Annotated in this window: 21 protein-coding genes; 9 read left to right on the forward strand and 12 right to left on the reverse strand. The window is 70.0% G+C overall.

Going from position 1 to position 26,019, the window contains the following annotated elements:
• Positions 1 to 4 precede the first annotated feature (4 nt).
• The 3 genes from K4L06_RS13505 to K4L06_RS13515 are packed head-to-tail and all read left to right on the forward strand — an operon-like array spanning position 5 to position 3,787.
• The gene (locus K4L06_RS13505) at positions 5 to 763 is read left to right on the forward strand and encodes a PP2C family serine/threonine-protein phosphatase (protein ID WP_221671856.1); all 759 of its coding nucleotides are present in this window, start codon (positions 5 to 7) and stop codon (positions 761 to 763) included.
• A gap of 4 nt (positions 764 to 767) precedes the next feature.
• Positions 768 to 2,198: a hypothetical protein gene (locus K4L06_RS13510; protein ID WP_221671857.1), complete on the forward strand. Its 1,431-nt coding sequence runs from the start codon at positions 768 to 770 to the stop codon at positions 2,196 to 2,198.
• A complete protein-coding gene (locus tag K4L06_RS13515) occupies positions 2,195 to 3,787 on the forward strand; it encodes a hypothetical protein (RefSeq protein WP_221671858.1) in 1,593 nt (530 codons plus the stop codon). The genes K4L06_RS13510 and K4L06_RS13515 overlap by 4 nt, the downstream gene beginning before the upstream one ends.
• Positions 3,788 to 3,908: 121 nt before the next feature.
• On the opposite strand, the gene K4L06_RS13520 is transcribed toward K4L06_RS13515, so the two are convergent.
• A complete protein-coding gene (locus tag K4L06_RS13520) occupies positions 3,909 to 5,306 on the reverse strand; it encodes a hypothetical protein (RefSeq protein ID WP_221671859.1) in 1,398 nt (465 codons plus the stop codon).
• A gap of 397 nt (positions 5,307 to 5,703) precedes the next feature.
• Here K4L06_RS13520 and K4L06_RS13525 point away from each other — a divergent pair, with 397 nt between their 5' ends.
• Positions 5,704 to 6,099, forward strand: a complete 396-nt coding sequence (locus K4L06_RS13525; RefSeq protein WP_255595121.1) for a ribonuclease domain-containing protein — start codon at positions 5,704 to 5,706, stop codon at positions 6,097 to 6,099.
• Positions 6,100 to 6,583: 484 nt separating this feature from the next.
• On the opposite strand, the gene K4L06_RS13530 is transcribed toward K4L06_RS13525, so the two are convergent.
• Positions 6,584 to 7,972, reverse strand: a complete 1,389-nt coding sequence (locus K4L06_RS13530; RefSeq protein ID WP_221671860.1) for a hypothetical protein — start codon at positions 7,970 to 7,972, stop codon at positions 6,584 to 6,586.
• Positions 7,973 to 8,346: 374 nt separating this feature from the next.
• Between K4L06_RS13530 and K4L06_RS13535 the strand changes: the two genes are divergently transcribed.
• The gene (locus tag K4L06_RS13535; protein WP_221671861.1) at positions 8,347 to 8,883 is read left to right on the forward strand and encodes a hypothetical protein; all 537 of its coding nucleotides are present in this window, start codon (positions 8,347 to 8,349) and stop codon (positions 8,881 to 8,883) included.
• 55 nt (positions 8,884 to 8,938) lie between these two features.
• On the opposite strand, the gene K4L06_RS13540 is transcribed toward K4L06_RS13535, so the two are convergent.
• The 5 genes from K4L06_RS13540 to K4L06_RS13560 form a co-directional block, all read right to left on the reverse strand.
• Positions 8,939 to 9,367, reverse strand: a complete 429-nt coding sequence (locus tag K4L06_RS13540) for a hypothetical protein (RefSeq protein WP_221671862.1) — start codon at positions 9,365 to 9,367, stop codon at positions 8,939 to 8,941.
• Between the two features lie 11 nt (positions 9,368 to 9,378).
• On the reverse strand, positions 9,379 to 12,702 hold the full coding sequence (locus K4L06_RS13545; protein WP_221671863.1) for a winged helix-turn-helix domain-containing protein: 3,324 nt from the start codon (positions 12,700 to 12,702) through the stop codon (positions 9,379 to 9,381).
• Positions 12,703 to 13,084: 382 nt separating this feature from the next.
• Positions 13,085 to 13,306 carry a hypothetical protein gene (locus K4L06_RS13550; RefSeq protein WP_221671864.1) on the reverse strand — a complete coding sequence of 74 codons (222 nt, stop codon included), beginning with the start codon at positions 13,304 to 13,306 and terminating at the stop codon, positions 13,085 to 13,087.
• 163 nt (positions 13,307 to 13,469) lie between these two features.
• Positions 13,470 to 14,111 carry a TlpA disulfide reductase family protein gene (locus K4L06_RS13555; RefSeq protein WP_221671865.1) on the reverse strand — a complete coding sequence of 214 codons (642 nt, stop codon included), beginning with the start codon at positions 14,109 to 14,111 and terminating at the stop codon, positions 13,470 to 13,472.
• Positions 14,112 to 14,197: 86 nt separating this feature from the next.
• The gene (locus K4L06_RS13560; RefSeq protein WP_221671866.1) at positions 14,198 to 15,097 is read right to left on the reverse strand and encodes a DMT family transporter; all 900 of its coding nucleotides are present in this window, start codon (positions 15,095 to 15,097) and stop codon (positions 14,198 to 14,200) included.
• Positions 15,098 to 15,194: 97 nt separating this feature from the next.
• Here K4L06_RS13560 and K4L06_RS13565 point away from each other — a divergent pair, with 97 nt between their 5' ends.
• Positions 15,195 to 15,977: a helix-turn-helix transcriptional regulator gene (locus K4L06_RS13565; RefSeq protein ID WP_221671867.1), complete on the forward strand. Its 783-nt coding sequence runs from the start codon at positions 15,195 to 15,197 to the stop codon at positions 15,975 to 15,977.
• An 82-nt stretch (positions 15,978 to 16,059) separates the two neighbouring features.
• On the opposite strand, the gene K4L06_RS13570 is transcribed toward K4L06_RS13565, so the two are convergent.
• Positions 16,060 to 17,541 carry an amidohydrolase family protein gene (locus K4L06_RS13570; RefSeq protein WP_221671868.1) on the reverse strand — a complete coding sequence of 494 codons (1,482 nt, stop codon included), beginning with the start codon at positions 17,539 to 17,541 and terminating at the stop codon, positions 16,060 to 16,062.
• A gap of 201 nt (positions 17,542 to 17,742) precedes the next feature.
• Between K4L06_RS13570 and K4L06_RS13575 the strand changes: the two genes are divergently transcribed.
• A complete protein-coding gene (locus tag K4L06_RS13575) occupies positions 17,743 to 19,935 on the forward strand; it encodes an AAA family ATPase (protein ID WP_221671869.1) in 2,193 nt (730 codons plus the stop codon).
• Positions 19,932 to 20,891, forward strand: a complete 960-nt coding sequence (locus K4L06_RS13580; RefSeq protein ID WP_221671870.1) for a hypothetical protein — start codon at positions 19,932 to 19,934, stop codon at positions 20,889 to 20,891. Before K4L06_RS13575 ends, K4L06_RS13580 begins: the two co-directional genes overlap by 4 nt.
• Before the next feature lie 320 nt (positions 20,892 to 21,211).
• Here K4L06_RS13580 and K4L06_RS13585 read toward each other — a convergent pair whose 3' ends face one another.
• Positions 21,212 to 23,218 (reverse strand): M2 family metallopeptidase, encoded by a 2,007-nt coding sequence (locus K4L06_RS13585; RefSeq protein WP_221671871.1) that lies wholly within the window; start codon positions 23,216 to 23,218, stop codon positions 21,212 to 21,214.
• Positions 23,219 to 23,779: 561 nt separating this feature from the next.
• On the opposite strand from K4L06_RS13585, the gene K4L06_RS13590 reads away from it, so the two are divergent.
• The gene (locus K4L06_RS13590) at positions 23,780 to 24,040 is read left to right on the forward strand and encodes a hypothetical protein (protein WP_221671872.1); all 261 of its coding nucleotides are present in this window, start codon (positions 23,780 to 23,782) and stop codon (positions 24,038 to 24,040) included.
• A gap of 283 nt (positions 24,041 to 24,323) precedes the next feature.
• On the opposite strand, the gene K4L06_RS13595 is transcribed toward K4L06_RS13590, so the two are convergent.
• The 3 genes from K4L06_RS13595 to minD all read right to left on the reverse strand — a co-directional run bounded on the left by K4L06_RS13595 (position 24,324) and on the right by minD (position 25,996).
• The gene (locus tag K4L06_RS13595) at positions 24,324 to 24,797 is read right to left on the reverse strand and encodes a hypothetical protein (RefSeq protein ID WP_221671873.1); all 474 of its coding nucleotides are present in this window, start codon (positions 24,795 to 24,797) and stop codon (positions 24,324 to 24,326) included.
• 106 nt (positions 24,798 to 24,903) lie between these two features.
• Positions 24,904 to 25,182, reverse strand: coding sequence for a cell division topological specificity factor MinE (gene minE, locus K4L06_RS13600; RefSeq protein ID WP_064750057.1), 279 nt, complete (start codon positions 25,180 to 25,182; stop codon positions 24,904 to 24,906).
• A gap of 4 nt (positions 25,183 to 25,186) precedes the next feature.
• Positions 25,187 to 25,996, reverse strand: coding sequence for a septum site-determining protein MinD (gene minD, locus K4L06_RS13605; protein WP_221671874.1), 810 nt, complete (start codon positions 25,994 to 25,996; stop codon positions 25,187 to 25,189).
• Between the last annotated feature and the right edge of the window lie 23 nt (positions 25,997 to 26,019).

Genomic DNA, 26,019 nt, shown 5'->3' on the forward strand with positions numbered 1-26,019 from the left:
GGTCATGGGCTGGCAGGTACATGCGGCGTCGGCGACCGGCAAATCCCACCTCGACAAGGACATCCCGTGCCAGGACGCGTTCGCGTACCGGGTCGACGGCGAACGTCTGGTCGCGGCGGTATGCGACGGCGCCGGTTCGGCCGCTCACAGCGAAATCGGATCGCGGCTGATCGCCGATGCGGTGGTGGCGACGCTGGGCGAACGCCTGGCGGCGCAGCCGCACTGGCTGCAGGCCGATGAGGCGGCCTTCGCCGGTTTCGCCGGCGAGGCGGTCGGGTTGGCGCGCGAGGCGCTGGTCGCGCGCGCCGCGCGCGACGGCGCGGCTTTGTCGAGCTACGCCGCGACCCTGGTCGCCTTCGTCGGCGATGCCCGGCGCGGTTGGTTCGTGCATATCGGCGACGGCCTCGGCGTGGCCGAACCGACGCAGATCGACGCGCCGGCGCGGATCTCGCTGCCGCACAACGGCGAATACGCCAACGAAACCTACTTCGTCACCGGCGAAGCCTGGCGCGCCTGCCTGCGCGTGCTCGCGGTCGACGAGCCGGTGCAACGGGTGGCGCTGATGTCCGACGGGGCGATGCCGTTCGCGATGCAGAAGGGCAATGCCGGCCTGTATCGTCCGTTCATGGAGCCGGTCGAGCGTTATCTGCGCTCGGTCGACGAAGCCGCCGGCAGCCGCGCCCTGCACGGCACGCTCGACGATCCGCGGACGCACGGCATCACCTCCGACGACAAGACCCTGTTGATCGCGCTGCGGGCTTGAGCCGGTGAGCAAGAGTCCGGCCAGCGGCAGCAGCGTCCGCATCGGCGACCGGCGTACCCGCCTGGGCGCGCTGATCAAGAGCGGCGGCGCGGGCAGCGTCTACCTGCTGCCCGAGTTCCCCGAGCGCGTGGCCAAGATCTACCACGAGCGGGTCGATCCGCCGAGCTATACCGACCGCGTCGAGGCCATGCTCGAGCTGCGTCCGCAGTTGCCGGACCAGTTCGAAGGCGGCAAGCGCTATGTGCAGATCGCCTGGCCGGACGCGGCGGTGCGCGACGAGCGCGGCGGTTTCGTCGGCTTTTCCATGCCGGCGCTGGACGTGCAATCGACCTCCGAACTGGAGCAGGTGCTGCAGGAGCGCCAGGCGCGCGCGGCCGGGTTGCCGGTCGGCCTGGGGCCGAAGATCACCCTGGCCGCCAACCTCGCCGCAGTGCTCGCGGCCCTGCACGCGCAGCACCATTACGTGGTCGACCTCAAGCCGGTCAATCTGCGCTTCTATCGCGCCTCGTTGTACATCGCCTTGCTCGATTGCGACGGCTTCAGCATCCAGGGCCGCGGCCGGCGCTACTCCGCGCCGCAATTCACCCCCGATTACCTGGCGCCCGAGTTCCAGCAACGCGGGCCGGATCCGCTCGGCGAAGAAGCGCAGGACCGTTTCGCCCTGGCGGTGGTGATCTTCCAACTGCTCAACTTCGGCCTGCATCCCTACACCGGCAAGCCCGGCGCGGACCGGGTGCCGACCGATATTCCCAGCCGCATTCGCGAGCGCTACTACGCCTACGGCCTGCGCGCGCACCGGCTGATGGCGCCGAGCCCGGTCAGCGCCCACGCCAGCGTGCCGCGCGAGTTGCGCGAGCTGTTCGACCGCGCCTTCGGCGACGGCGGCGAGCGGCCCAGCGCGGCGGACTGGAGCGCGGCGCTGCGCGATTACGCGCGCCCGTCCAGCGGCCGGCTGGTGGTGTGCAAGCGCGAGCGCGAACACCAGCATTACGCTGGCCAGGCCTGCGCCTCGTGCGCGCGCCAGGACCTGCTGGCCAAGACCGCGCGCAAGGCCAGGCCGCGGCCGGTGGTGGAACCGCCGCGCATGCCGGCGGCGCAACCGGCCGCGGCGCGGTTGCGCGCGCCGCGTCTGGGCCGGCCGCCGCCGCGGTTGACCCCGGCGGCAGCGCCGGCGCGATTGCCGCGTCCGGCGTGGTGGTCGAACCTGCGCCTGGCGACGAAATCGCGCGGCATGCTCGCGGTCGCTTTTCCGGTCCTGTTCGCCTTCATCGCCCAGGGCCTGCACCGGGTGTACGCGGCCTTGCAGCCCGATCCGGCCAACAGGCCCTTGGAGGCCTGGCTCGATGCGATGCTGATGACCGGGCTGGGCGCGGCGTTCCTGGTCCTGTGCTGGGTGTTCGCGGTGACCCTGCCGCGGCTGTTGAAGACCCGATGATGCGCATCGTCCTGCCCATGCGCTGGCGTCCCTCGTGGCTGTCCTGGCTGAAGATCGGCGTGCTGGTGTTTTTCGTGGTGCTGGTGCTGGCGCCGTACACCGGCTGGCTGATGTCGCTGCCGATGTGGGCGATGACGGTGTTCGGGCAGTGGCTGTCGCCGCCGCAGGCGAATACCGGCGACCGCTGGTTCCGCGCCGGCCTGGTGCTGGCCGGCGTGCCGAGCCTGTTGGCGGTGGCCTGGCGCGCCTACGAGGACCGCGACCGCGAGCTGGCCGCGCGCGCCGCGATCGCGACCGCGGTGTTGGGCGTGCTGCTGCTCGGACACGGCTACATGGTCGTGCAGCGCGAGCGCAAGGCCGGCCAGGAGGCGGCGCAATCGCGCGAGGCTACGGCGCGGATGCGGCAGGCGGGAGTGACGCCGGCGATCGAGATCGACCCGCCGCCCGGCCTGAGCCAGGCCGATTACGAAGCCGAGAGCGCGCGCCTGATCCGCGCGGCGGCGCGCAACGCCGCGCGCGGCGACGCGTTCTATCGCCAGCAATTGGCCATGCTCGCGCAGTTGGCGCGCGAGCGGCCGCAGCCGGCCGATGCGGTCGAGTACGCGGCGGCGATGGCGGCGTATCAGCGTCTGATCAACCAGGACGAAGGACGGCCGCGCGAGGGCGCGCAGTCCGATGCCGCGATCGAGCGAGAACTGACCATCGCGCTCGACGCCGATCCGCACAGCAGCCTGGCCGCGCGCGAACTCGGCATCCGCCGCCTGCGCGCCTTCATGGGCGAGTTGTCGACGCCGATGCAGGAGGGCGAAATCGGCTCGCTGAAGCGCGAGCGCCTGCGACGCCAGCGCGACGCCGCGCAGGCGATGTTCGAGCGCGCCTTGCGCGCCAACCCGCGCTACGACGGCGCCTGGCGCGGCTGGGCCTGGGCCTGGCTGTATCGCCAGCCGGAACTGGCGCGGGGCGCCTTGTTGATCGATGCCGAACTGCGCAACGACGCCGGTGGCTCGCGCCAGGTGCGCGCGCGCATCGACGCGGCCGGCGGCGCGGCGGCGCAGCCGTATTTCGAGATCGTGCGCGCGCAGGCGGAGATCGCTGGGTTGAAGCAACGTCGCTCGTCGCTGCCGCCGGCACTGCTGGAGCAGTCGCGGCAGCCGCTGCCGGCCGTGCCGGAACTGGCCCGAGCGATCGCCGCCGAAGACCCCGTCGAGAGCACGAACAGCAACGCCTTCGGCCGCGCGCTCGGCGAGTTCCTGCGCGAGGCGGACGAGGGCGGGGCGAACGTGGTCGAGCGTTTCGCCGAGCCCTGGCAGCGCGGCGCCCTGATCGTGGCCAGCGACCCGGACTTGCGCGGCTGGCGCGGCTCCGGCGACGCCGCCAAGCGTTTCGACCGCCGTTTCGCCGGCGTGCCGCGGTTCCGCGTGGTGCGCAGCTTCGAACTGCCGGCCGGACTCGGCCGCAGCACCGCGGCAATCCTGTTCGTGCCGATCGGCGTCGACCCGCCGCGCGGCGACCTCGGCCAGTCGGTGCTGCTGCACGAGGCCACCGGCGAATGCGAGGGCAGCAATTGCCCGCGGGTGTTCGGGCGGTGAGAAGCTGAGGAGGGAGCGGAGAGGAGCGAGGAGTGAGCGAAAGCCGAAGCTTTTGCTCCTGCAGTTGCTCACTCCTCGCTCCTACACGCTAACTCCTGGCTCCTGTGCTCACTGCTCGCCTTCAGGCGTTCGGCAGTTCCCCGATCCCCACCCCGATGATCATCGGCACGTCCGAGGTCGTCGTGCCGGTGAAGGTGCGGGTGGCCGCGTCGGCGCGCCAGCCGGCGGCGCGGCTGCCGCCTTGCGCCTCGAAGGTGAAGGGGCCGATGCGCAGGCCGGTCGCGGCCTGGAACGGATAGCCGAAGCGGCGGAAGGTCGAGGTGGTGGTGCGGATCGCGAAGCTGGGCTTGTAGCCGACGTACATCGAGCGCTTGACCAGGCCGAAGAAGCCCTTTTCGCCGAATACCGCCTGGCTGCGTTCGTCGCCGAAGGCGCTGTAGCCGTGCGCGAACGGGCCGTCGATCAGGCTGCGGGCGAAGTCGCCGTCGTACCAGTCGCCGGGAGCGATGGCGATGCGGTCGACGGCGCGGAAGTCCAGCGACAGCTCGAGCTGGTGGTCGTATTCGAACTCGTCGATGCGTTCCCAGCGGTCGTCGATGCGCAGCTGCCAGAACAGCCGGCGCACCTTGCTTTGCCGGCCGGCCCAGGTCTGGCCGAAGTCGTAGGGCGCTTCGCGGTTGCTGAAACCCAGGGTCACGCCGGCCGGACCGTCGTCGCGGCGCGCGCGCTCGGTCCAGGCCTCGGCGTGCTCGGCGATGCGCCAGTCGGGGACCTTCGGCATGCGCAGCAGGTCCAGGTCGGCCAGGCGCACGCGATGGGCTTCGTCGCCGCAACGGCGCTGGGCGGCGCCGAGCTCGGCGTTGTCGCATTGCGCGACCAGCGCGGCGTAGTGCGCCTGGGCCTGGTTCATCGGCACTTCGGCGGCGACCATGCGGTTCTGGTAAGGGCGGCCGTCGCGGCTGCCCAGCCATTGGCTGAAGCTGGAGGCGTCCTCGCCGCCGCGGTTGGCGTGCACCGAAGCGGCCGAGGTCGCGGCCAGGGTGTATTGGTTGGTCGCCGCGACCAGTTCGTCCTCGGCGTCGATCAGGTGCCGGCGCAGGCTCGGGTACTCGGTCTCGGACTGGGCGACGTTGAGGCATTGCTGATAGGCCTGGTGCACCGTGTCGCCGCTGGAGACGAAGGCGGCGATCGCGCTCCATTGCGGCGCGGTGGCGCAGAAGTCGAACTGGGCGCCGGGGATGAAACCGGCCTGGGTGCGCGGCCAGTCCCAGGGCTGGGCCGGATAGATCAACTGGAAATCGTCGGGCGAGGCGTACAGCGAGTCGATCAGGGCGCGATAGAGCAGGCCCCAGGGTTTGTCGTCGAAGTCGAGATTGGCGGCCAGGCCGGCATCCAGGCGGGCGAGTTCGAGCAGGCGCCGGTCCTGGGCGCCGTGGCGGAATTGCGAAAGCGGACCAAGGTCGTCCTGCACGTCGAGGGTCTCTTCGGCGTCGGGTGCCAGGTAATCGGACTGGGACATGAGCGGCTCCTTGCTGCTGCCGCGCGGTCGGCGGCCGTGCCCGGTCTCGTCCGCCGGACGGCGGGGCGATCCCGGGCGGCGGCACGCGGCGGCCCGGTGTCTCAGCGTTGCTTGAACCGGCCACGCGCAACCTTACGGCAACCTTACGGTCGTCGATTTTGAGATGGATCAATGGTTTAGCGAATCGCGCGCGGCTGCGACGCAGACCGCGCGCGATCGTAAGTTCGCGGTAAGGCGAAGCCTTCGAGGCGGCGTCATGGTCGCTGTGCGGACGCCGATCCCCGGCGTCGCGGACCGCGCGGCCGGTCCGCTCGCATTCCGCAAGGACAGCGCCGTCTTCCTCGCCGCGCTTCGTCGCCGGCCCTCGACGGCCTCGGCGACCTCCAGGAGAACGACCATGAACGTCAAGATCGCCACCCCCGTGCTGCTCGCCCTGCTGGCCGCGGCGCCCACGCTGGCCCAGGCCGACGCGGCCAAGCCGCCGGTCTGCCGCAGCCTGCCGCCGGACATCAAGGAAGCCATGCGCAACATGTCGTACTGCATCACCATGCCGGACCCGATCCCCGAGTGCGCCCGCGCCGGCATGGATGTGCAGGTCTACAACAACGACCCGGCCAAGCTGCCGCGCGCGGCGCGCGGCCAGCAGTACTGGGAAGGCAAGATCCGCAAGGACGACGGCTCCGCCGGGCAGCGGCGCCTGGTCTATCTGGTGACCATGGGCGCGCGCAAGAACGTGGTCGAGATGCGTTACTACACGCCCGATCACTACCAGACCTTCTGCCAGATCCAGTGATCGCCGCAGCCGGCGGTCCGGGCCAGCGGCGTCAGCCGCGATCCCCCGAACCGGCGTAACTCAGCGCCACCACCGAAGCCCGGGCGACCGGGCTTCGGCATTTGCGACGATGCGGCCTCGAATACGGCATGCCGTGTCCCCGCTGCGACGGTCGCGTTACCAAAGGGCCGCCGGCACATCCGCGCCATCCGCCTGTAGGAGCGGCGTGAGCCGCGACATCCGAAGCGAGGTACGTTAGCGCCGCAACCGAAGCCCGGGCCTTCGGGCTCGTTTCCGCCTTGCCCTGGCAAGACGGGACTCCGGTCGCAAGCGTGGTATTTCGTCGCTTCGGATGTCGCGGCTCACGCCGCTCCTACAAGGCCGCGCCGCGTTGCGGCTCGGAGCGCCTCGAAAACGGCGACGCCGGTCGGGAGGCCCCGGCCGGCGTCGCTTGGCTTTTCTACCGCTCCGGGGCGAGCGTCACGCGCTCGCCCCCGGCTCGCGCTTAGGGCAGCTTGGAGATGCTCACGCCGATGATCAGCGCCTGGTTCGAGGTGGTGGTGCCGGTGAAGCTGTTGCCGGAGGCGCTGGCGTTCCAGCCGGCCTGCTCGCTGCCGCCGGCGGCTTCGAACACGAACGGCCCGATCCGCAGCCCGGTCGCGGCGCTGAACTTCTGCTTGAACGAGTCGAAGGTCGACTTGCTGGTGCGGATCGAGAAGCTCGGCTTGAAGCCGACGATCATGCCGGTCTTGAGCAGGGTGAAGAAGCCCTTCTCGCCGAACACGGCCTTGGTGCCGCCCCCGCCGAACTCGCTGTAGCCGGTGGTGTACGGGCCCTGGGACAGGCTGCGCACCACCGGGCCGTTGTACCAGCCCGAAGGCTGGATCTGGATCTGGTCGATGGCTTCGAACTCCAGCGAGACTTCGAGCTGGCTGTCGCTCTCGAACTGGGTCACGCGCTCCCACTTGCCGGCGACCTGCACCTCCCAGAACCACTGCCGCACCGACGCCGAACCGCCGGCCCAGGTCTTCTTGTAGTCGTAGGACGAGTCGCGCGCGGTGAAGCCCATGGTCGCGCCGGCCGGGCCCTCGCCGGCGAGCACCGCGTCGACCCATTCGGCCGAGTCCTGCGCCACCGCCCAGTACGGCACCTTGGGGAAGTTCTGCAGCGCGACCGATTCCAGCCGGGCGTAGAAGTCTTCGTTCTCGAACTGCTTCTGCGCGTCGGCCAGGCCCGGCGTATTGGCTTTCGCGACCAGCGCGTTGTAGGTCTTCTGGGTCTGCAACAGCTTGGTTTCGGCGGTGGCGAGCTTGGTCGCCCAGCCCTTGCCGGCGGCCGAGCCGAGCCAGTCGCTGAACGAGGGGTCGTTGTCCTTGACCTTGTCGCCGTAGCTGGTTTCGGCCTGGCGGTAGATGGTGTCGTAGTCGTTGCTCGCCTTGGTGACCTGCTGGTCGGCGTCGCGGATCTGCTGGCGCAGCTTGGGATCGTCGGTGGCGGCGAGGATCACGTTGAGGAACTGCTGGTAGGCGTCGTTGAAACGGTCGCCGCTGGAGACGTAGCTGCCGACCGCGCTCCACTGCGGCACGGTCGAGCAGAAGTCGTATTGCGCCGAGCCGATGTAGCCGGCCTGGGCGGTCGCCCAGTTCCACTTGGTGTACGGATACACCAGTTGGAACGTGTCCGGCGTCACGCCCAGCGAGTTGATCAGCGCGCTGTACAGCAAGCCCCACGGCTTCTGGTCGTAGTCGCCCGCGGCGGCCGCATCGTCGGCGACGAGAGCGTGCTGCTGCGCACGGCGCTCGTAAGCCTGGTCGCGGAACACGGAGACGACGTCGTCGTTGTCGTTGTTGCCCGGTTGGGCGTTGTTGGCATCCTGCGGTTGATTCTTGAGCATGGCCCTGGCTCCCTGAGCCCGCCGCTTGGCGGGTCCGTGCGGATACCGCGCGCCGGACGGCGCCGCGATCCCGGATGCGGCACGGCGCCGTCCGAGGCCGCCGACTGTGGGCGCGTCGCCAACGGCGTGCCTTACGGCAACCTTACTGTTCGCATCGGCCCGTGGTTTCAGGCGTTTACGGCGGTGTCCGGACGCGCGGGCGAACAGCGGTGATCGAAGGTGAGTGCGCGCAGCGGGCGTTGCGGGCGCGATCGTAAGCCGCCGGTAAGGTGCCGCGCGCGTTGCGCCGCCACAGTGGCGCCGCGTTGCCGCTCTGCGCGACGACGCGACGGCATCGGCCGTCGCGAAACCTCTTGCCGATGAGAGAACCGACCATGAAAACACTGCGATTGCTGACACTGTCGTGTCTGATGGCGTTGGCGACGACGCTCGTCGCGACGTCGCCGCGCATCGAGGCGGGCGAGACCACATCGCAGCCGGACGATAGCGACGATCTGGAAAAGAAAGACGTGGAGCGGCGATCCAAGCTGGCAGGCTGCCAGCTGATTCCTTACGCGATGCGGCGCGACAACTGCGTCACGGAAAGCGAGGGGCTGAACGGGGCGCAGGCCTGCGGCGCCAAATCCTGCTCGGGCGACACGCCGAAGCTCAACCCGATGCTGCTGCAAGCGTGGAAACGCTGCGCGAGCCGGCGCGGCGCGATTGTCGACGACTACCACAAGAGCCTGGCCGCGATTGGCCGCTACAAGGCGTCGGCGAAATACAAGGACTGGACAGCGGACGAACGCGCTGCGCTGGATACCTTGACCGGCAAGATCGAGATCGCGATGCGGGTGGGCGCGAAGGAACGCAACGCGGCCAATTCGATGGTCGTCTACTGCGAAAGCCTGATCCGCAAGGACGGAGGCTGACCGTTCGGCGAGACGTTCCGGGCGCTGGCCGCGCCCGGAGCGCCGTGCTCGGCGGTTACTTGGCTTTCTTGCTGGTCTTCTTGGTCTTGTTCGCCTGCGGGGTGATCTCCGGATCGTTGCCGACCTGCGGATCGCAGGGAACCATCGCCTTGCGCTTCATGTCGCGCACCAGGACCGAGAAGAAGATCAGGGTCGGCTGGTCGTTGCGGTTCATCAGGCTGACGCTGCGGCCGTCGGTAGCGATCTTGATGTCGTAGATCTGGTCCTTGGCGTCGGAGCTGAGCAGGCTCTCGATGACGAAGTGCTTGGACACGCCTTCGTCGAGCTTGTAGATCATCTGCACCGGCTTCTGGTCCTTGTAGGCCATGACCACGTCGGGCGAGAAGCTGTAGAAGTACTGGCCGCCGCCGGCGTTGCCGCCGAATACGACATAGGCGACGGTGAATTCGATGACGATGGGCTTGGGGGCCTTGGCTTTGGGCATGGTGGAGCTTCCTAGCGGGTGGATGGATCGTAGAAGGCGATGAAGTCGGGGTGGCGATAGCCGCTGCTGCGCAACCAGTCGAGCTGGCGCGCCGCGGCGTCGCGCGCGCCCAGGTGGACCTGGGCGCGGCTCCAGGCGTCGAGCAGGGCGCGGTCGCTGGAATCGGCGGCGCGGCCGGCGACCAGATCGCGCACCCGCGTCCAGTCGGCGCGGGCGAGTTCGGCCTGTCCGCGCGCGGCCGACCGCTCGCCGCGCCAAGCCAGGGCCCAGGCCAGCGCGGCCAGGCTTTTGGCGTCGCCCGGCGCCTGCGCCTGCAGCGCGGCCAGTTCGGCTACGGCGCGATCGACCAACTGCGGCTGGCTCGCGGTTTGCGGATCGACCTCGGCCAGGCGCAGGTTCAACAGCGCGCCGACCCGGCGCCACTCCGGCAGCGGTTCCTGTTCGGTCAGCAGCGGCGCCAGGCTGTCGCGGCCCTCGCGCAGCAGCGCGGCCGCGCGTTCGCGCGCGCCGCGCAGGGTCTCGATCCGGCCCGCATGCGCATAGGCGTGGGCGAGGTCGCGGCGCCAGGTGCTGTTGTCGGGTTGCTGGCGCACCAGCGCGCGCAGCAGGGTCAGGGTTTCGTCGACTTCGGTCGCGGCCTGTTCGGTATGGCCGCGATCGATGGCCAGGATCGAGCTGCGCAACAGCGAGGTCGCCAGCTTGCGCCGCCAGGCGTCGGCATCGGGCTCGCTGGCGACCAGTTCGCGCAGCATCCGGTTCTGCATTACGTAGCCTTGCGCGGCGGCGTCGAGCTGGCCGCGCGCTTCCTGCGAGCTGCTGAGCCAGGATAGGCTGTCGACCAGGTCGAAGCGCAGCGGCTTGTCGTCGGGCTTGTCCGCCAGCAGCCGCTGTTTGATCGCCACCGAGCGCGCGAACAGGTCGGCGGCCTCGGCGCTGCGCTGGCGGCTGTGGGCGAGAGTGCCGAGGTTGCTCAAGGCGTAGGACAGCTCCAACTGCCAGCGCGGGTCGGCCGGCGCGCGCGCGACCAGGGTTTCGCTGGCGCGCAGATATTCGCGCCAATGCGCATGTGCCGCGTCGAGGCGTTTTTGCTGATAGTCGTAGTAGCCCTGCCAATAGGCGACCGTGCCCGACTCGGCCAGCGCGTCCAGCGAATCGGGCGCGGCCTGGCGGGCCAGGCGCAAGGCCGCGGCGGCGCGCTCGAAGGCCTGGTGGGCTTCGTCGAAACGGCCCTGGTTCATCAGCACTTCGCCGACCGTGCGCAGGGCGCGCACGTGGCTGAGCAATTCGCCCGGCTGCATCCGCGCGTCCGGCATGCGCTCCAGATAGCGCAGGGCCTGGCTGCCGACGCTGTCGAGCAGCTTGAGGTTGCCGAGCGGCCGCAACTGTTCGGCCAGGTCGCCGAGCATGAAGCCGACCAGTTGCTGCGCCTGGTCGCGGTGCCGTTCGGCCTCGCGCCGCGCCTGCCAGGCTTGCAGCCCTAAGCCGGTCGCGGTCAGGGCCAGGACGCCGAGCGAACCCAGGGCGGCGGTGCGCAGCCAGCGCTTGCGTTGCTGCTGGCGCTCGCAGGCGTGCAGGAATTCGCGTTCGCCCGGGCCGAGTTCGGCCGGCAGGCGGCGCGCGGCTTCCTGCGCCTCGGCCAGCGGCCGTCCCGGGTTGAGCAGATGGTCGGCGCGGCGGCCGCCGTCGATCCAGCGCCGGGTCGCGCGCTGCAGGCGTTCGCGCGCCTGCAGCAGTTGGCGGTTGTCGTGCGCCCATTCGCGCGCGCGCGGCCATTGCCGCAGCAGCGCTTCGTGGGCGACGCCGAAGCCCGGTTCGCCGCCGCTGAGTTCGCCGACGAACAAGCGCGCGCGGATGAAGGCCTCGGCCAGCTCGCGCGCCGCCGGCGCCGGCAGCGACGACCACGACACCCGGCGCGCGGTGACCGCGTCGCTGTCGGGGCGGATCACGATCAAGGCCGCCAGCACCTGCTCCAGGCTGGCCTGCGCATCGCTGGGCAGTTCGCTGTAGACCTGCTCGGCGCGGTGGGCGAGGGCGCCTTCCAGGCCGCCGATCGCGCGGTACGCGGCCAGGCTCAGCACGCCGCCCGGCGCCTGGCGTTCGTACAGGGCCTGCAGGGTGTGCTGCAGCAGCGGCAGCGAATCGGGATGCTGCGCGGCGGCATCGCGCAGCAGGTCGTCCAGGCGCACCGAACTGTCGGGGTCTTCCTGGAAACTCAGCCCGGCCAGCGCGGCCGGGGCGCGGATGATCTGGCCGATCTCGCCCACCCGCGGGGTCAACAGGTCGATATGGCCGTCGCCGGCCTTGAGTTCGGCGATGCCCGGCACCTCTTCGATCAGGCGCGGGTAGAAGTCGCTGCGGGTGATCGCGATCGCGGCGACGCCGGCGCAAGCGCACAGGCTGCGCAGAGCGGCGCCGAGTTCTTCGCGGTCGCGCTCCAGCATCGCCGGCTCGGCCACCGCCGCTTCGGCGTGATCGATCGCCAGCAACAGGTGCGCGTCGGCGGCGCGTTGGCCGCCGAGGCGGACGAAGGCGTCGGCGATGCGCGCCTGCAGCGCCTCCGGCGCGTCGCGCAATTGCAGCGCCAGCGCGTCGGCTTCCAGGGCCAGGAACACCGGCCGGCCGGCCAGGCTCCAACCGCACAGGGCCTGGGCCAGGCGCGCGAGCACGTCGCCGCCGCGGCAGATGCCCAGGTCGAAGTACACCGTCGACAGCGCGTGCAGGCCGTCGAAACCGCCGGCCTGCTGCAGCAGCGGCATCACCCCGGCGCGCAGCAGCGAGGTCTTGCCGCAGCCGCTGGCGCCGGAAACCAGGACGAAGCGGCGTTGGCTCTGCACCTGTTCGCGCAGGGTCGACAGCAGCTCGGCGGTGGCGCGGGCGCGGCCGAAGAACACGCCGGCGTGGGCTTCGTCGAACGAACGCAGGCCGACGTAGGGGCTGCCTTCGGTCCAGGCGGCGGCGCGCGGCAGGCCGCTGCGGTAGTCGTCGGGAAAGGCGACCGTTGCGACCAGCCGGTAGCCGCGCTTGCGGATGGTCTCGATGTACTCCGGTTCGCGGCTGCTGTCGCCGAGCCGGCGGCGCAGCTGGGCGATGGTCTTGTGGACCGGGTTGTCGCCGTAGAAGGTGCCGCGCCAGATCTCGATCAGCAGTTGTTCGGCGCTGACCACCTCGCCGGCGCGCTCGGCCAGCGCGACCAGCACCTCCATCATGCGCGGCTCCAGCGCGGTGACCACGCCGTCGCGCACGATCGCCAGGCGATCGGGTTGGACCAGCAGCGCGCCGACGCGGAACTGCGACACCGAAGCCAGGTTCTTGATCCGGTCGATGCGTTGTGGCATCGCAGCGCACGCTCGTGGTTGGTCGTCGACGCGGGGAGGGCGCATGCCGGTGCATGCCCGCCCCGTCGTCTGCGCCACCGGACCTCGGTGCGGCAGGCGGGAGGCCGCGGCGTTGCGCCCCATCGCGACGCCGGCGGAATCGATTGCGCGCTAAAACTAGCAAAACCCTCGCTGCCCGTGTGTGTTCGCAGGCGAACTTTGCCGGGCGTGCCGGCATCGCGGGGCGATGGCCGCTGTGCGCGCCGGTTTGCGTTGGCTGCGCGGCTCCGGCGCGGCGCGGTGCGCGGCGCTCGCGCCTGCGAGGCGGGCGGCGACCGCGCCGACAAAAAAGCCGGCCCGGGGCGGCGCCCCGAGGCCGGCACAGGCTATCGGCCGAGGGGGATCAGCCGCAGCAATAGCAGACCAGGGGACGGCCGGGGCCGCCGGGGCCGAGATCGCCGCCGAATTCCGGGCACTCGCTGCGGCAGGCGAACGAGCTGCAGGATTCGGACTGCGCCGGCTCGGCGCCGTTGCCGGCGACGACCTGGAAGGCGCCGAATCCCATCGCGGCCGAGAACAGCAGGGCCGCCAAGACGATGCGGACGCCACGGTTACGCTTCTTCATTGCTGAGCTCCTGTCGATGTAAGCCGCGGTCCCGGTCGGGCCGGCGGCAAGGGACGCCGGAGCCCGGCACGATGCCGGCCCGGCCGAACCGGTGCGGCCGCGGCCGCACCGTCTGCGGACGCCGATGCGTCCGCGCAGCCGTCGCAACCGCCGACGGCGCAGATCACGGCCGCGCCGCCGCAGCGGCGATGGCCGGGGCCGCTGCGGCGCGCGGCGGCGTGGGCCGCAGCGCGCGCAGCAGTTCGCGCAGGGTGCGCTTGTCGTTCAAGGCGCCGATGTGGCTGTAGCGCACCCGGCCGTCGCGGCCGACCACCAGCAGCGCCGGCACCTGGCGCGCGCGGAACAGCGCCGCGGTGCGGCGATCGTCGTGGGCGACCAGCGGGAAGTCGAGCGCGTGTTCGCGCGCATAGGCGCGCGCCTGCTCGGGCGGGGCCAGGGCGACGCCGATCAGCTCGGCGCCGCCGGCGGAGGCCTGCGGCAACTGCTGCGCGACCCGCTTGAGTTGCGGCAGCGAGGCGCGGCAATAGGGGCAGGTGGTGGTGAAGAAGAACAGCACCTGGCTGTCGCCGCGCGGCTGGCCGAGCTCGATCGCCTCGCCGTCGAGGCCGCTCAGCGCCACCCGCGGCACGTACATGCCGACATAGGGCGCGGTGACGCGGTCGGCGAGCCAGCGCTGGTCCTCGCGCATGCGCCCGACCTGCCAGCCGAGGGCGACGACGAGGACGCTGGCCAGGGCCAGCGAGGCCCACAGCCAGCGCTGGCCGGTCGGCGAAACCGGTTTGGGAATGTCGGGTGGCGACGACATGCCGCCGACCCTAGCAGCGCGTTCCGGCGGCGAACTTGACGCGCCTCACAATGGCGAGGAGTGCGCGCGGTCGCAGCGGCCGCGGCTCAGCCGGCGCACTCCTGAGCCTGCAAGGCCGGCGCCGGACGCTGTTTCAGCAGTTGCGCGACCGCGACCCCGAGCAGGGTCAGCACGCCGCCGACCCAGTGATAGACCTGCAGCGGCTCGCCGAGGAACAGCACCGCGAAGGCGGCGGTGAACACCGGGGTCAGGTTCATCAGCACCGCGGTCTTGTCCGGGCCCAGGCGCAGCAGGCCGCGCATCCAGAACCACGGCGCCAGGGTCGAGGCGAGCAGGCCGGCGTACAGCACCAGCGGCAGGTTGTGCGCGGTCAGCGCCACCGACGGCGCCAACAGGAAACCGGGCAACAGCAGCACGGTGCCGCACAGGACCTGCAGGTACAGCGATTCGCCGTTGCCGATCGGCAGCGCCCAGCGCTTCACCAGCACGCCGTAGGCGGCGTAGGAGGTCGAGGCCAGCAGCATCATCAGCTCGCCGCGGCCCAGGCCCTGCTGCAGCAGACGCACCGGATGGCCGGCGCTGAGCAGCCAGCTCAGGCCGACGAAGGAGATCAGCGCGCCGATCAGCATGCCGGGCGAGGGGCGGGTGCGCAGCACGACCATGCCGATCAGCATCGTCATCGGCGGAATCGCGGCGATGATCAGGCCCATCGACATGGCGCTGACGCTGTGCGCGGCGAAGTAGGCCAGCGACTGGTACATGACCATGCCCAGCGCCGCCAGCACCACCAGCTTGCGCCAGTAGGGGCGCACCTGCGCGCGCAGCTTCCAGACTTTGGGCAGCATGAACGGGGTCAGCGCCAGCAGCGCGACCAGCCAGCGGTAGAAGGAAATCGCCGCCGGCTCGATCGCGCCGGCGGACAGCTTGCTGACGATCGTGTTTCCGGCCCAGATCAGCGTGGCCAGGATCGGCAGTAACACATGCATCGGGAACATCCGTACGACAACGTGGGGCGGCTCATTCTAGAATGTCGGGTAATCGGCAGATATCGATAACCAGACAGCGCATAGCGAGCTTCCGACAATGCCGCGCAAACATCGTTTCCATTACCCCTACCGGAGCCTGCCGGGCCCGCTGCTGCTGCGCTACGAAGCGTTGGCGGTGGACACCGAAAGCGCCCTGCACCAGCATCCCTGGGGGCAACTGGCGTTCGTCGAGTCCGGCAGCATGGCCTTCCTGGTCGAGGGTCAGCCGTTCTTCGCCCCGCCGGGCTATGCGGTGTGGATTCCGCCGCGCATGGACCACAGCTCGCACAACCGGCGCGAAGTGCATTGCCGGCTGATCAACATCGCCGAGCGCTATACGCCGCTGCTGCCGGTGGCGCCGGGCATCGTCCGCCTGCATCCCTTGTTCGTCGCCGGGGTCGAGGACCTGTTCGCGCGCGGGGTGGAAATCCCCGACACGCCGGCCGACCGGCGCCTGGCGCGGGTGCTGATCGACAAGCTGCTGGCCACGCCGATGCTGTCGCGCTTCGTGCCGCAGAGCGAGGACCGCCTGCTGGCGCCGATCCTGGACGCGCTGCAGCACCGCCCCGGCGACAACACCACCCTGGCGCAATGGGCGCAGCGCGTGCACACCACCGAGCGCACCCTGAGCCGGCGCTGCCGCGACGAGTTGGGCATGTCGTTCAGCCAGTGGCGCCAGCGGCTGCGTTTCCAGCAGTCGATTCCGCTGCTGGAGCAGGGCCGCAGCGTGCAGCAGGTCGCCGCGGACATGGGCTATGCCAGCGCGTCGGCGTTCATCGCCATGTTCGCCGAGCTCAGCGGTGCCACGCCGCAGAAGTTCCGCCAGGGGGCGGGGCGGTAGGGGAGCGAGAAGCGAGCGCAAAGGAGTGAGCAGCGAGTGGAGCGCGCTGCTCTTGCTCGCTCCTCTACGCTCACTCCTGGCTTCAGCGCTCGTCGGTCTTCGCCGCGTCCTGCGCCGCCTTCTCCGCCGCGCGTTGCTCGGCGACCTTGCGCCTGACCCCGTCGAGCAGGCCGTCCAGCGCCGCGCGGTCGTAGACCTTGCCGCGCAGGACGAAGGCGTCGATGCGCCGGGTCGCGGCGATGTCGCGCAGCGGATCGGCCTCGAGCAGGACGATGTCGGCGGCCTTGCCGGCCTCCAGCGAGCCGTAGCGGTCGTCGCGGCCGAGGAAGCGCGCGCCGTTGATGGTCGCCGCCTGCAGGGTCTGCAGCGGGCTCAGGCCGCTTTCGACGAAGCGCTGCATCTCGTCGTGCAGGCCGATGCCGGGATAGTTGTAGGAGTTGAGGAAGCCGGCGTCGGTGCCGGCCAGGATCCGCACTCCGGAGCGCTGCAGCAGCGGCAGGATCGCCGCGTTGCGCTGGTAGCGCCGGTGGCGGCGTTCGACCGCGGCGGCGTCGTCCTTGGCGGCGCGCTCCACCCGCCAGGCGTAGGTCGCTTCCAGGCCCGGGCCGATGTACTGCAGGTAGGCGTCGTCGCGGTGGTCGTCGCGGTCGAGGTAGGTGGTGACGTAGCTGCCGTTGAGGGTCGGGGTGATCGCGGTGCCGCGCTGGGCCAGGCGCCGGTAGGCGGCCAGGGCGGTGCGGCGGTCGAAGCTGGCCTGGATCCGGTTCCAGCCTTCCTTGCTGTCGATTTCGCCGCGGCGGACCATCGCGCTGATCTCGGCTTCCTTCGACGAGCCGGCCTTGTAGGCGTATTCGATGTGCTCGATCGAGCTCAGGCCGGCGGCGCTGACCTCGTCGACGGTCAGTACGAACGGCAGGTGCGCCGACACTTTCAGGCCGCGCGCATGGGCCTGTTTCAGCGCATCCACGAACAGTTCCGGGCTGAGCGTGTTGTCGGTGATCTTGACGAAGTCGACCTTCCAGCCCTGCAGGCGGTCGAGCGCGGCGGCGATCTCTTGGTGGCTGCCGACTTCGATGTCGCCGGGCCAGATCGACTTGTAGCCTTCCAGCTTGGGCCCGGAGGTGAAGATGGTCGGGCCTTCCAGCCGGCCCGCGGCGACCGCGTCGCGCCATTCGAACACGCTGGGGCTGAGGTCGCCGGCGGCGTCGCGCACCGCGGCGATGCCGTGGGCCAGGTACAGCGGCAGCAGGTTCTTGTTTTCTTCGATCAGCGCCTCGCCGCCGCCGAAATGCACGTGCATGTCCCACAGCGCCGGGATCGCGTAGCGGCCCTTGGCGTCCAGGCTGCGCTCGGCGGCGTAGTCGCCGGCGCGGGCGTCGTCGACGATGGCGGCGATGCGGTCGCCGCGCACGGCGATGGCCTGGTCGCGGCGCAGTTTGCCGGCGACCACGTCGACCACCGCGGCGTGGCGGATCAGCAGGTCGACGGGTTCGGCCGCGGCCGCATCGGCGGCGAAGGCGCAGGCCAGCAGGACGGCGGCGGAAAGGCGGGTCGGTCGGAACATGCGGGAACTCCGGAACGGCGGCCGCCGCCGCGACGGCCGAAAGCGGGTGCGATGCGCGCGGCGGGCGGATCCATTCTGCCCCAGCCCCGCGGCCGCGGGTCGCCGCGAACGCCAACCCTGTCTTATTCCGCCAGACCCGGCCACTTCATAATGCCGTTCACGCCGCGGCCAACGGTCGCCAGCGCCCAGCGGAGGGGCGGAATGAGGAAAGTCAAACGGATCGCCACGCCGCCGTCGCTGCGCCGGCCCGAACTGCTGGACTGGGCGCAGGCGCTGACCGAGTTCTACAGCCGTCCGGCCGACGAACGCCAGCGCCAGCGCGTGCCGTTCGAACAGTACGCGCGGCTGTTCCTGGCCGGCGACGTGCGCAGCGCGCTGGAAGCCCAGTTCGAGCAAAAATGCGCCTATTGCGAAGCGCGCCTGCTGGGCGACGGCGCGATCGAGCAGTTCCGGCCGGTATTCGCCGCGGCCGATGCCGACGGCGGCGCGGAGAGCCCGGATCATTACGGCTGGCTCGCGTTCGAGTGGCGCAACCTGATGCTGGCCTGCCGCGAATGCGCGGCCGCCAAGCGCAACCGCTTTCCGGTCGACACGCCGCGCGCCCTGCCGATGACGCCTTGGCGCTCGGCAGTGGCCAGCGAAGGCGCGTTGCTGCTCGATCCCTGTCGCGACGACCCGAAGCGGCACCTGGGGTTCAGCCCGCATGGCGAACTGGTCGCGGCGAGCGAACGCGGCGCGGCGACCATCGGGGCGCTGGGCTTGAACCGGCCGGGGCTGATCGCGGCGCGGCGCGCTGCGATGGAGCGCATGCTGGGGGCGATCGTCGCCCAGCCGTATCGCCTGGACGAAGGTTTCGCCGTGTCCGAGCTGGACACGCTGCGCCGCTTCGCCCACACCGCGGCGGTCGACCATGCGCTGCTCACGGTCTATGGGGCGTTTGCGCGCCGGCTGGGGCTGCGGGTGGAGCGCGACTTCCGCTTCGCCCGCGATCTGCCGCGCCTGCTCGGCCATGAGCAGGAATGGGAATCGGCCGCCCACGCCTACCTGGACGATCGTCCGGACGAGGCGCCGGAGGAGTTCGACTTCGATCCGCCGCCGCGCGCGGCGCGCGCGCCGGAACCGCGCTGGGACCCGTCCTACGTCGAGCGAGTGCGGATCTTCCATTTCAAGGGCATCGAACAGGTCGAGTTGAACCTCGGCGCCGGCACGGGCGGCGAGGCCGGCGCGCCGGGGGCGATGCTGCTGGGCGAGAACGCCGCCGGCAAGAGCACCGTGCTGCAGGCGCTGGCCCTGGCCCTGATGGACGAGCGCCAGCGCAACGGCAGCCGCGCCCAGGGACTGGAGTTCCTGCCGCGCCAGCGCGACTCCTGGGACGTGTCGATCCAGCGGCCCTACGTCGAGGTCTTGCTGTCCTCGGGCGAGAGCCGGCGGGTCGAGATCGACTCGCTGGGACGCTTCCAGACCCACGCCGGCGGTCCGCCGTCGATGGTGCTGGCCTACGGCGCGCGGCGGTTCTTCCGCGCCCACGGCCGGATCCCGGCGCACGGCATCCACCGCAGCCTGTTCGATCCCTTCGCGGTCCTGGAAGACCCGTCGACCTGGCTGACCGAGGCGCCGCGCGCGGCCTTCGACGCGGTCGCCCGGGCGATGCGCGAGATCTTCGCCCTGCACGGCGACGACGACATCTTCCGCAACCACAGCGGCCACGTGCTGGTGCGCGCCCACGGCCGGGTCACTCCGATCGAGCGCATGAGCGACGGCTACCGCGCCCTGTTCGCGATGGCGGTCGACATCATGCGGCGGATGGTCGAGGCCTGGGGCAACCTCGAGTACGCGCAGGGCACGGTGCTGATCGACGAAATCGACGTGCATCTGCACCCGCGCTGGAAGATCGAAGTCATGTCGGCGCTGCGCCGGGCCATGCCGCGGGTGCAGTTCGTGGTCAGCGCGCACGACGCCCTGTGCCTGCGCGGCATGCGCGACGGCGAGGTGCACGTGCTGTACCGCGACGAGGACGACCGCATCCGGGCGCGCGAGGACCTGCCCAATATCGAACTGCTGCGCACCGACCAGCTGCTGACCTCGGACATCTTCGGCCTGGCCAGCACCGCGCGGCCGGAAACCGAGGCGGCGCTGAACCGCTACGCCTATCTGCTCGGCCTGCCCGAGCCGCGCGCGGAGGAAGCGCTGGAGCGCCGGCGCCTGGGCGCCGCGCTGCAGGCGCTGCCGCGCGGCGACACACCGGCCGAACAGCTGATCGGCGAAGCCACCGAACGCTACATCGAAGGCCGCCGGCGCGGTTCGGCGATCGAGCGCGGGGCGATGCGCGAGGACGCGCTGGACGAGATCGTGCGCCGGCTGGAGCGCCATCTGGGCGTGGAGGCGGACGGATGAGGTACGTCGACCGCCGAGGCGTCGCGCCGCCGGCGTCGCTGACCCGCAGCGACGGCGCCGGCGCCAGGGAGCTCAAGCGCGCCCGCGGCCATTATCGCGACAAGAGCGCCGGCAGCTTCGCCTTCGCCGCCTACAAGGGCGCCGACGTGGCCGAGGCCATGCGCAGCCTGTTCGCCGGCAAGTGCGCCTATTGCGAGTCCTTCCACAGCGCCAGTTCGCCGACCGACGTCGAGCACTACCGGCCCAAGGCGGGTGTCGAGGGCGACGCCGCGCATCGGGGCTACTGGTGGCTGGCGGCCGACTGGTCGAACCTGCTGCCGAGTTGCGCCTTATGCAATCGCCGCAACGGCCTGCGCATCGCCCAGCCGGGGATGGGGCGCGCGGAAGTATCGGCGTTGGCGCCGGTGACGGTCGGCAAGGGCAATCTGTTTCCGATCCGCGGCCGGCGCGCGAGCGGGCCGCGCGGCGACTGCGAGGCCGAGGATCCGCTGCTGATCGATCCGACCCGGCGCGACCCCGCCCGTCACCTGGAGTGGCCGCAGGACAAGCTGTCGTTGCTGGCGCCGCGTTTCGACGGCCGCGAGCCCGACCCCTACGGCCGCGCCACGATCGACGTCCTCGGCTTGAACCGCCAGGACCTGGTCGAGGAACGCAGCCGCTATCTGGGCATTGCGCGCGTGTTGCTGGCCAATGCCGAGTTCGCGCTGACCGCAGCCAGCGTCCTGTCCGGCGCCGGCCTGCAGCAGAGCCTGCTGCGGTTCGACGAAAACCTGGCGTCGCTCAAAGGCATGTGCGCGCCGGACCAGCCGTATTCGGCGATGCTCGATGCGCACCTGAACCAGCGACTGCAAGACCTGCTCGCGCAGTACCGGGCCTTGCGCGCGCAGCGGCGAGCGAGCGCGAGCGAAGCGTCTGCGGGCGAACGGGAACTGGCCGAGGACGCGGTCGACGCCTGAAGTCCGCCGCGATGGTGGGAAAGTCGGTTTCGATCGTTGGCGCGGCGGCTGTGGTTTCTGCGCGTTCCGGTCGCGGCTGACGCCGCTCCTACAAGAGCCGGTGTCGCTTGGGGGTAGGAGCGGCGCAAGCCGCGACCGCGGGGTTGCAGGTCGTTGCGCGGCCGCGGGCGGGTTCGATGTCGCGACTTGCGTCGCTCCTACCCCGGTGCTGGGGTGATGGCTCCCCAATCCCCAATCCCTAATCTCTAATCCCCGCCCCAAAGAAAAACCGGCCGAAGCCGGTTTTTCCGTTTGCGCCGCGCGGCCGTAGCCGCGTTGCTTCAGCCCTTGGCCGGCTTGGCCGCCGCCGGCTTGGCCGGCGCCGCAGCGCCCGCCGCCGAGGCTTGCCAGCCGCAGCTCTTGCCTTCGTTCTGCTGCTTCAGCCAGGTCTGCAGCGGGGCGAAGTACTCCAGCACCGCCGAGGCGTCCATCTTCTCGCCGCCGGTCAGCTCCTTCATGGTCTGCTGCCAGGGCTGGCTGGCGCCCTTGCTCAGCATCGCCTGGAACTTCGCGCCGGCGGCCTTATTGCCGTAGAAGCTGCATTCGTACAGCGGGCCCTTGTAGCCGGCCGCGTCGCACAGCGACTTGTAGAACTGGAACTGCAGCACGTGCGAGAGGAAGTAGCGCGTGTAGGGCGTATTGCCCGGCACGTGGTACTTGGCGCCGGCGTCGAAGAACTCTTCGCCGCGCGCCTCGACCGGGGCCACGCCCTGGTACTTGGCCTTCAGCTCCCACCAGGCCTTGTTGTACTCGCCCGGCTTGATCGAGCCGTCGAACACGCCCCAGCGCCAGCGGTCGATCATCAGGCCGAACGGCAGGAACGAGACCTTGGCCAGGGCCATGCGCATCTGCGCGTTGATCAGGGATTCGTTGCTCTGCTGCTGAGCGCCGACCAGGCCGATCGACTGCAGGTACTTCGGCGTCATCGCCAGCACGATGGTGTCGCCGATGGCTTCGTGGAAGCCGTCGTGGGCGCCGGTCTGGAACAGCGGCGGCTGGTTGTTGTAGGCCAGGTAGTAATAGACGTGGCCGAGCTCGTGGTAGATGGTGGTGAAGTCTTCCTCGTTCGGCTTGATGCACATCTTGGTGCGCACGTCGCCGGACATGTTCATGTCCCAGGCGCTGGCGTGGCAGACCACGTCGCGATCGCGCGGCTTGATGAACTGGGTCTTGTTCCAATAGCTGTCGGGCAGCTTGGGCATGCCGAGCGAGACGTAGAAGTCCTGCGCGCGCTCGGTCATCTGCTTGGCGTTGGCCTGCGCGGCGTCGACGTCGACCTGCGCCTCGGCGCCCGGGCTCAGCTCATCGCCGGCTTTGGCGCGCTGGGCGTCGAGGTGCTTTTGATACTGGGCCGCCAGGGCGCCGTTGATGTCGAGGCTGCCGGCCTGCTGTTCGCTGTAAGGAGCGAGGATGTCCCACAGATTGCCCCAGTCCTGCTGCCACATGTTGCCGAGCAGATGCGCCGGCAGCATGCCGCCGGAGACCTGGCCCTTGTCGGCGCCGTACTTGGTTTCCAGGCGCGTGCGGGTGTAGCAGTGCAACTGTTCGTACAGCGGCTTGACCTGGCCCCACAAACGGTCGGTTTCGGCGGCCAGCTCGGCCGGGCTCATGTCGTAGCCCGAGCGCCACAGCTCGCCGGTGTCGGCGTAGCCCAGGTTCTGCGCGCCTTCGTTGACCAGCTCGACGAAGCGGGTGTAGTCCTTGCGCATCGGCTTGGAGATGCTGTGCCAGCCCTTCCAGGCGTCGAGCTGGGCGTCGTAGTCGCGGGTGGTGCTGCGCAGCACGTCCTCGAGTTCGCCCAACTGGCGGCATTCGCTGTCGTTCGGGCCGGTGCAATAGGTGCCCGAGCCGTACATGCCTTCCATGCGGGTCGCGATCTGGGTCAGTTCGGCGAGCCGGGCCGGATCCTTCGGCGCCGGCATCGCGGTGCCGATCTTCAGCAACTGGATCGCGCGCGCGGTGGCCGGCGACATCGGCTGGCCTTCGAACTTCTTGGATTGCTCGATCCAGCTGTTGAGCTGGCTCAGGTAGCGCTCGTTGGCCTTGGCCGAGAGCAACTGGCTGTCGTCGTTGATGTAGGTCGAGGACAACCACTGCGCCGCGGTCATCTCCGGGTACATCTTCTTGTACTCGTCGTTGACCCGGGCGATGAACTGGTCCGCGGTCTCGCCTTCGGGGGCGGCCGGCTTGGCGTCGCTGGAGGAGGGGACGGGTTCCTTCTTGCAGGCGCTCAGGCCGATCACGGCCGCAGCGATGCCGAGCGCCAGCAAGGCGCGAACATGTTTCATGGGTGCTCTCTCCAGGGATGTGCCGCGCTGTTCGCGCGTGGGCAGAAGGCTAGAGGCCGGGTCGGCCGGACGCAAGCCGTGTCGCGCAGATGTGCGAGACGCTTCGGTTCAGTGGCCGGGCGGGGCGATCGCGGCCGGCGGTTTCGCGCAAAGTCGGCAAGCAGCGGCGCCTGGAAACGTTTACCGGCATCGCTGCGGACGGCGGCTGTTGGCCGAGTCGGGCGAGTCGTCGAAAGTGCTGCGACCATGAAATGGTTATTTTTTCGTTATTAAATCAGCGCCATTCGTTAATTTTCTGGAAATACGCCTGCGGTGGCGCAACGATGTGCCCGAAGTCGCAGTGTTGTTCAGCTTTCGAAACACCGGTCGCGCTCCCGAATCGAACGCTGTCACACAAATCCATTTGACCCGTGACGCGAAATTGGAAAAAGTGACGTCCAGCGACAGCTGCGAGGCAGCTGTGCCGTCGGCGGGGAAAAGCCGGCGGCCGATCCAGGCTCAAGTGGGAACGATATGAATCAAACGACCGGGGCAGCGCACGAGCGAGGCCCGACCGCATGGGTGCGCGATCGCGATGGCGGCGAGAGCCTGTTCCGTCAGGATCTGCAATGGCACGGCGACGAACCGGTGGCCGTGTCCTCGCGCCGCACCGCCGATCTGGGGCGGGTGCTGTTCACCGCGCTGCTGGCCCTGGCGGTGGTGGGCATCGTGATGATGAACGGTCCGGCCGATGCCGGCCCGGTGCGGCGCAGCTCGTCCGCGCTGCCGGCGCCGGTGGTCGATGCCGAACCGGCGGCCGCTGCGGTTCGCGGCGCGCGCTGAGCGCGGCCGCGGCCGCGGCGGCACGGCCGCGATATGGAACTCGGTGGGGGTAGCGTCCGGAGGGGCGCAGTCAGGGGAAGGGAAGCGGCAAGAGGCGACGCCGGTTATGGGGATAGCCGGGCACGCAAAGTTCGAATGGCGTCGACGCCACGGAGGGCGTCGGTGACCGCTGGCGCGGATCGCGCGGCGGCGCCTGCGTTCGACCCCGACCCGCACGGCGGACGCGATCGCGCGCTGTCGCGCGCAGCCCCCGGATGAAGACGGCCGGCCGCGCCGGCACCGCTCACAAGACCAGGGTGCGCTCCGGCATCCGCACCAGGCCGTGCTCGGCCAGCCATTGCCAGGCGCTTTCCGCGTCCTGTTCGACATAGGCGCGCGCCGAACCGAGCCGGAAGCTGTAACCCCAGGCGTCCATGTCGGCGAGGATGCGCTCGCGTCCGGCGCCGGGAATGGCGTCGCCGAGCAGGGTCTGCAGCACGCACACCGCGTCTTCCTCGGCGATCGAGTCGGTGGCGTCGGTATGCACCGCGGCGCGGCGCTCCGGCGGCAACACGATCAGATGGCCGGCCTCGTGCAGCAGCGAGTGCACCGGGGTGTCGCCGCGCGCGTACACGGTGCTGCCGATCAGGCCGGCCTCGCTGTCGCCCCAGAAGCTGCCGGGGATGGCCTTGCCGTCGGCGACGCGCTCCAGGCGCAGGTCGTAGCGCGCCAGCAAGGCGGCGACGTCGTCGAAGGCGATATCAGCGAGAGTGAGCATGAGCGGCGAGCGGCGGCGCGATGGCGCCGCGATAGCGGAGTAGGGACGGACAGGGACGGAGGGGGTTAAGCGCGCTTAACCCCCTGCGTCCCTTGGCGGCGCGGGCTCAGGCCTGGGCCGGCGTGCCCGGGTTTTCCGGCAGGGCCACCGAGATGTCGAGGACCTTGTTGTCGCCTTCGCCGATCAGGTCGACCTTGACCGATTCGGTATCGACGTTGACGTACTTGCGGATCACTTCGAGCAGTTCGCGCTGCAGCATCGGCAGATAGTCGGGGCCGCCCGGGCCGCCGCGACCGGCGCGTTCGTGGGCGACGATGATCCGCAGGCGGTCCTTGGCGACCGCGGCGGTCTGCTTCTTGGCCAGCAGGAAGTCGAACAGACCCATGAGCTCAACCTCCGAAGATCTTGCTGAAGAAGCCCTTCTTTTCCACCTGGGTGAAGCGCATCGGGCGGGTATCGCCGAGCAGGCGGGCGACCGCGTCGTCGTAGGCCTGGGCGGCGTCGGATTCGGTTTCCAGGATCACCGGCTCGCCCTTGTTGGAGGCGTTGAGCACGTCGCCGGATTCGGGGATCACGCCGACCGTCTTCAGGCCGAGGATTTCCTCGACGTCGCCGATGCTGAGCATCTCGCCGGTTTCCACCCGCTTCGGGCTGTAGCGGGTCAGCAGCAGATGCTCTTTGACCCGTTCGCCGTTCTCGGCGCGGCGGGTCTTGGACGAGAGCAGGCCGAGGATGCGGTCGGAGTCGCGCACCGAGGAGACTTCCGGATTGACCACCACCACCGCCTGGTCGGCGAAGTACATGGCCAGGAACGCGCCCTTTTCGATGCCGGCGGGCGAATCGCAGACGATGTAGTCGAAGCCGTCGGCGACCAGGTCGTCGAGCACTTTCTGCACGCCTTCCTTGGTCAGCGCGTCTTTGTCGCGGGTCTGCGAGGCGGCCAGGATGAACAGGTTCTCGAAGCGCTTGTCCTTGATCAGGGCCTGCTTGAGGCTGGCTTCGCCGTTGACGACGTTGACGAAGTCGTACACGACCCGGCGTTCGCAGCCCATGATCAGGTCGAGGTTGCGCAAACCGACGTCGAAGTCGATCACGGCGACCTTGTGGCCGCGACGGGCGAGCCCGCAGGAAAGGCTGGCGCTGGTCGTGGTCTTGCCGACGCCGCCCTTGCCCGAAGTGACTACGATGATCTCGGTCAAAACACGTTCCTCCAATGGTGCGG

Source organism: Lysobacter sp. BMK333-48F3 (genome assembly GCF_019733395.1).
Classification (GTDB): Bacteria; Pseudomonadota; Gammaproteobacteria; order Xanthomonadales; family Xanthomonadaceae; genus Lysobacter.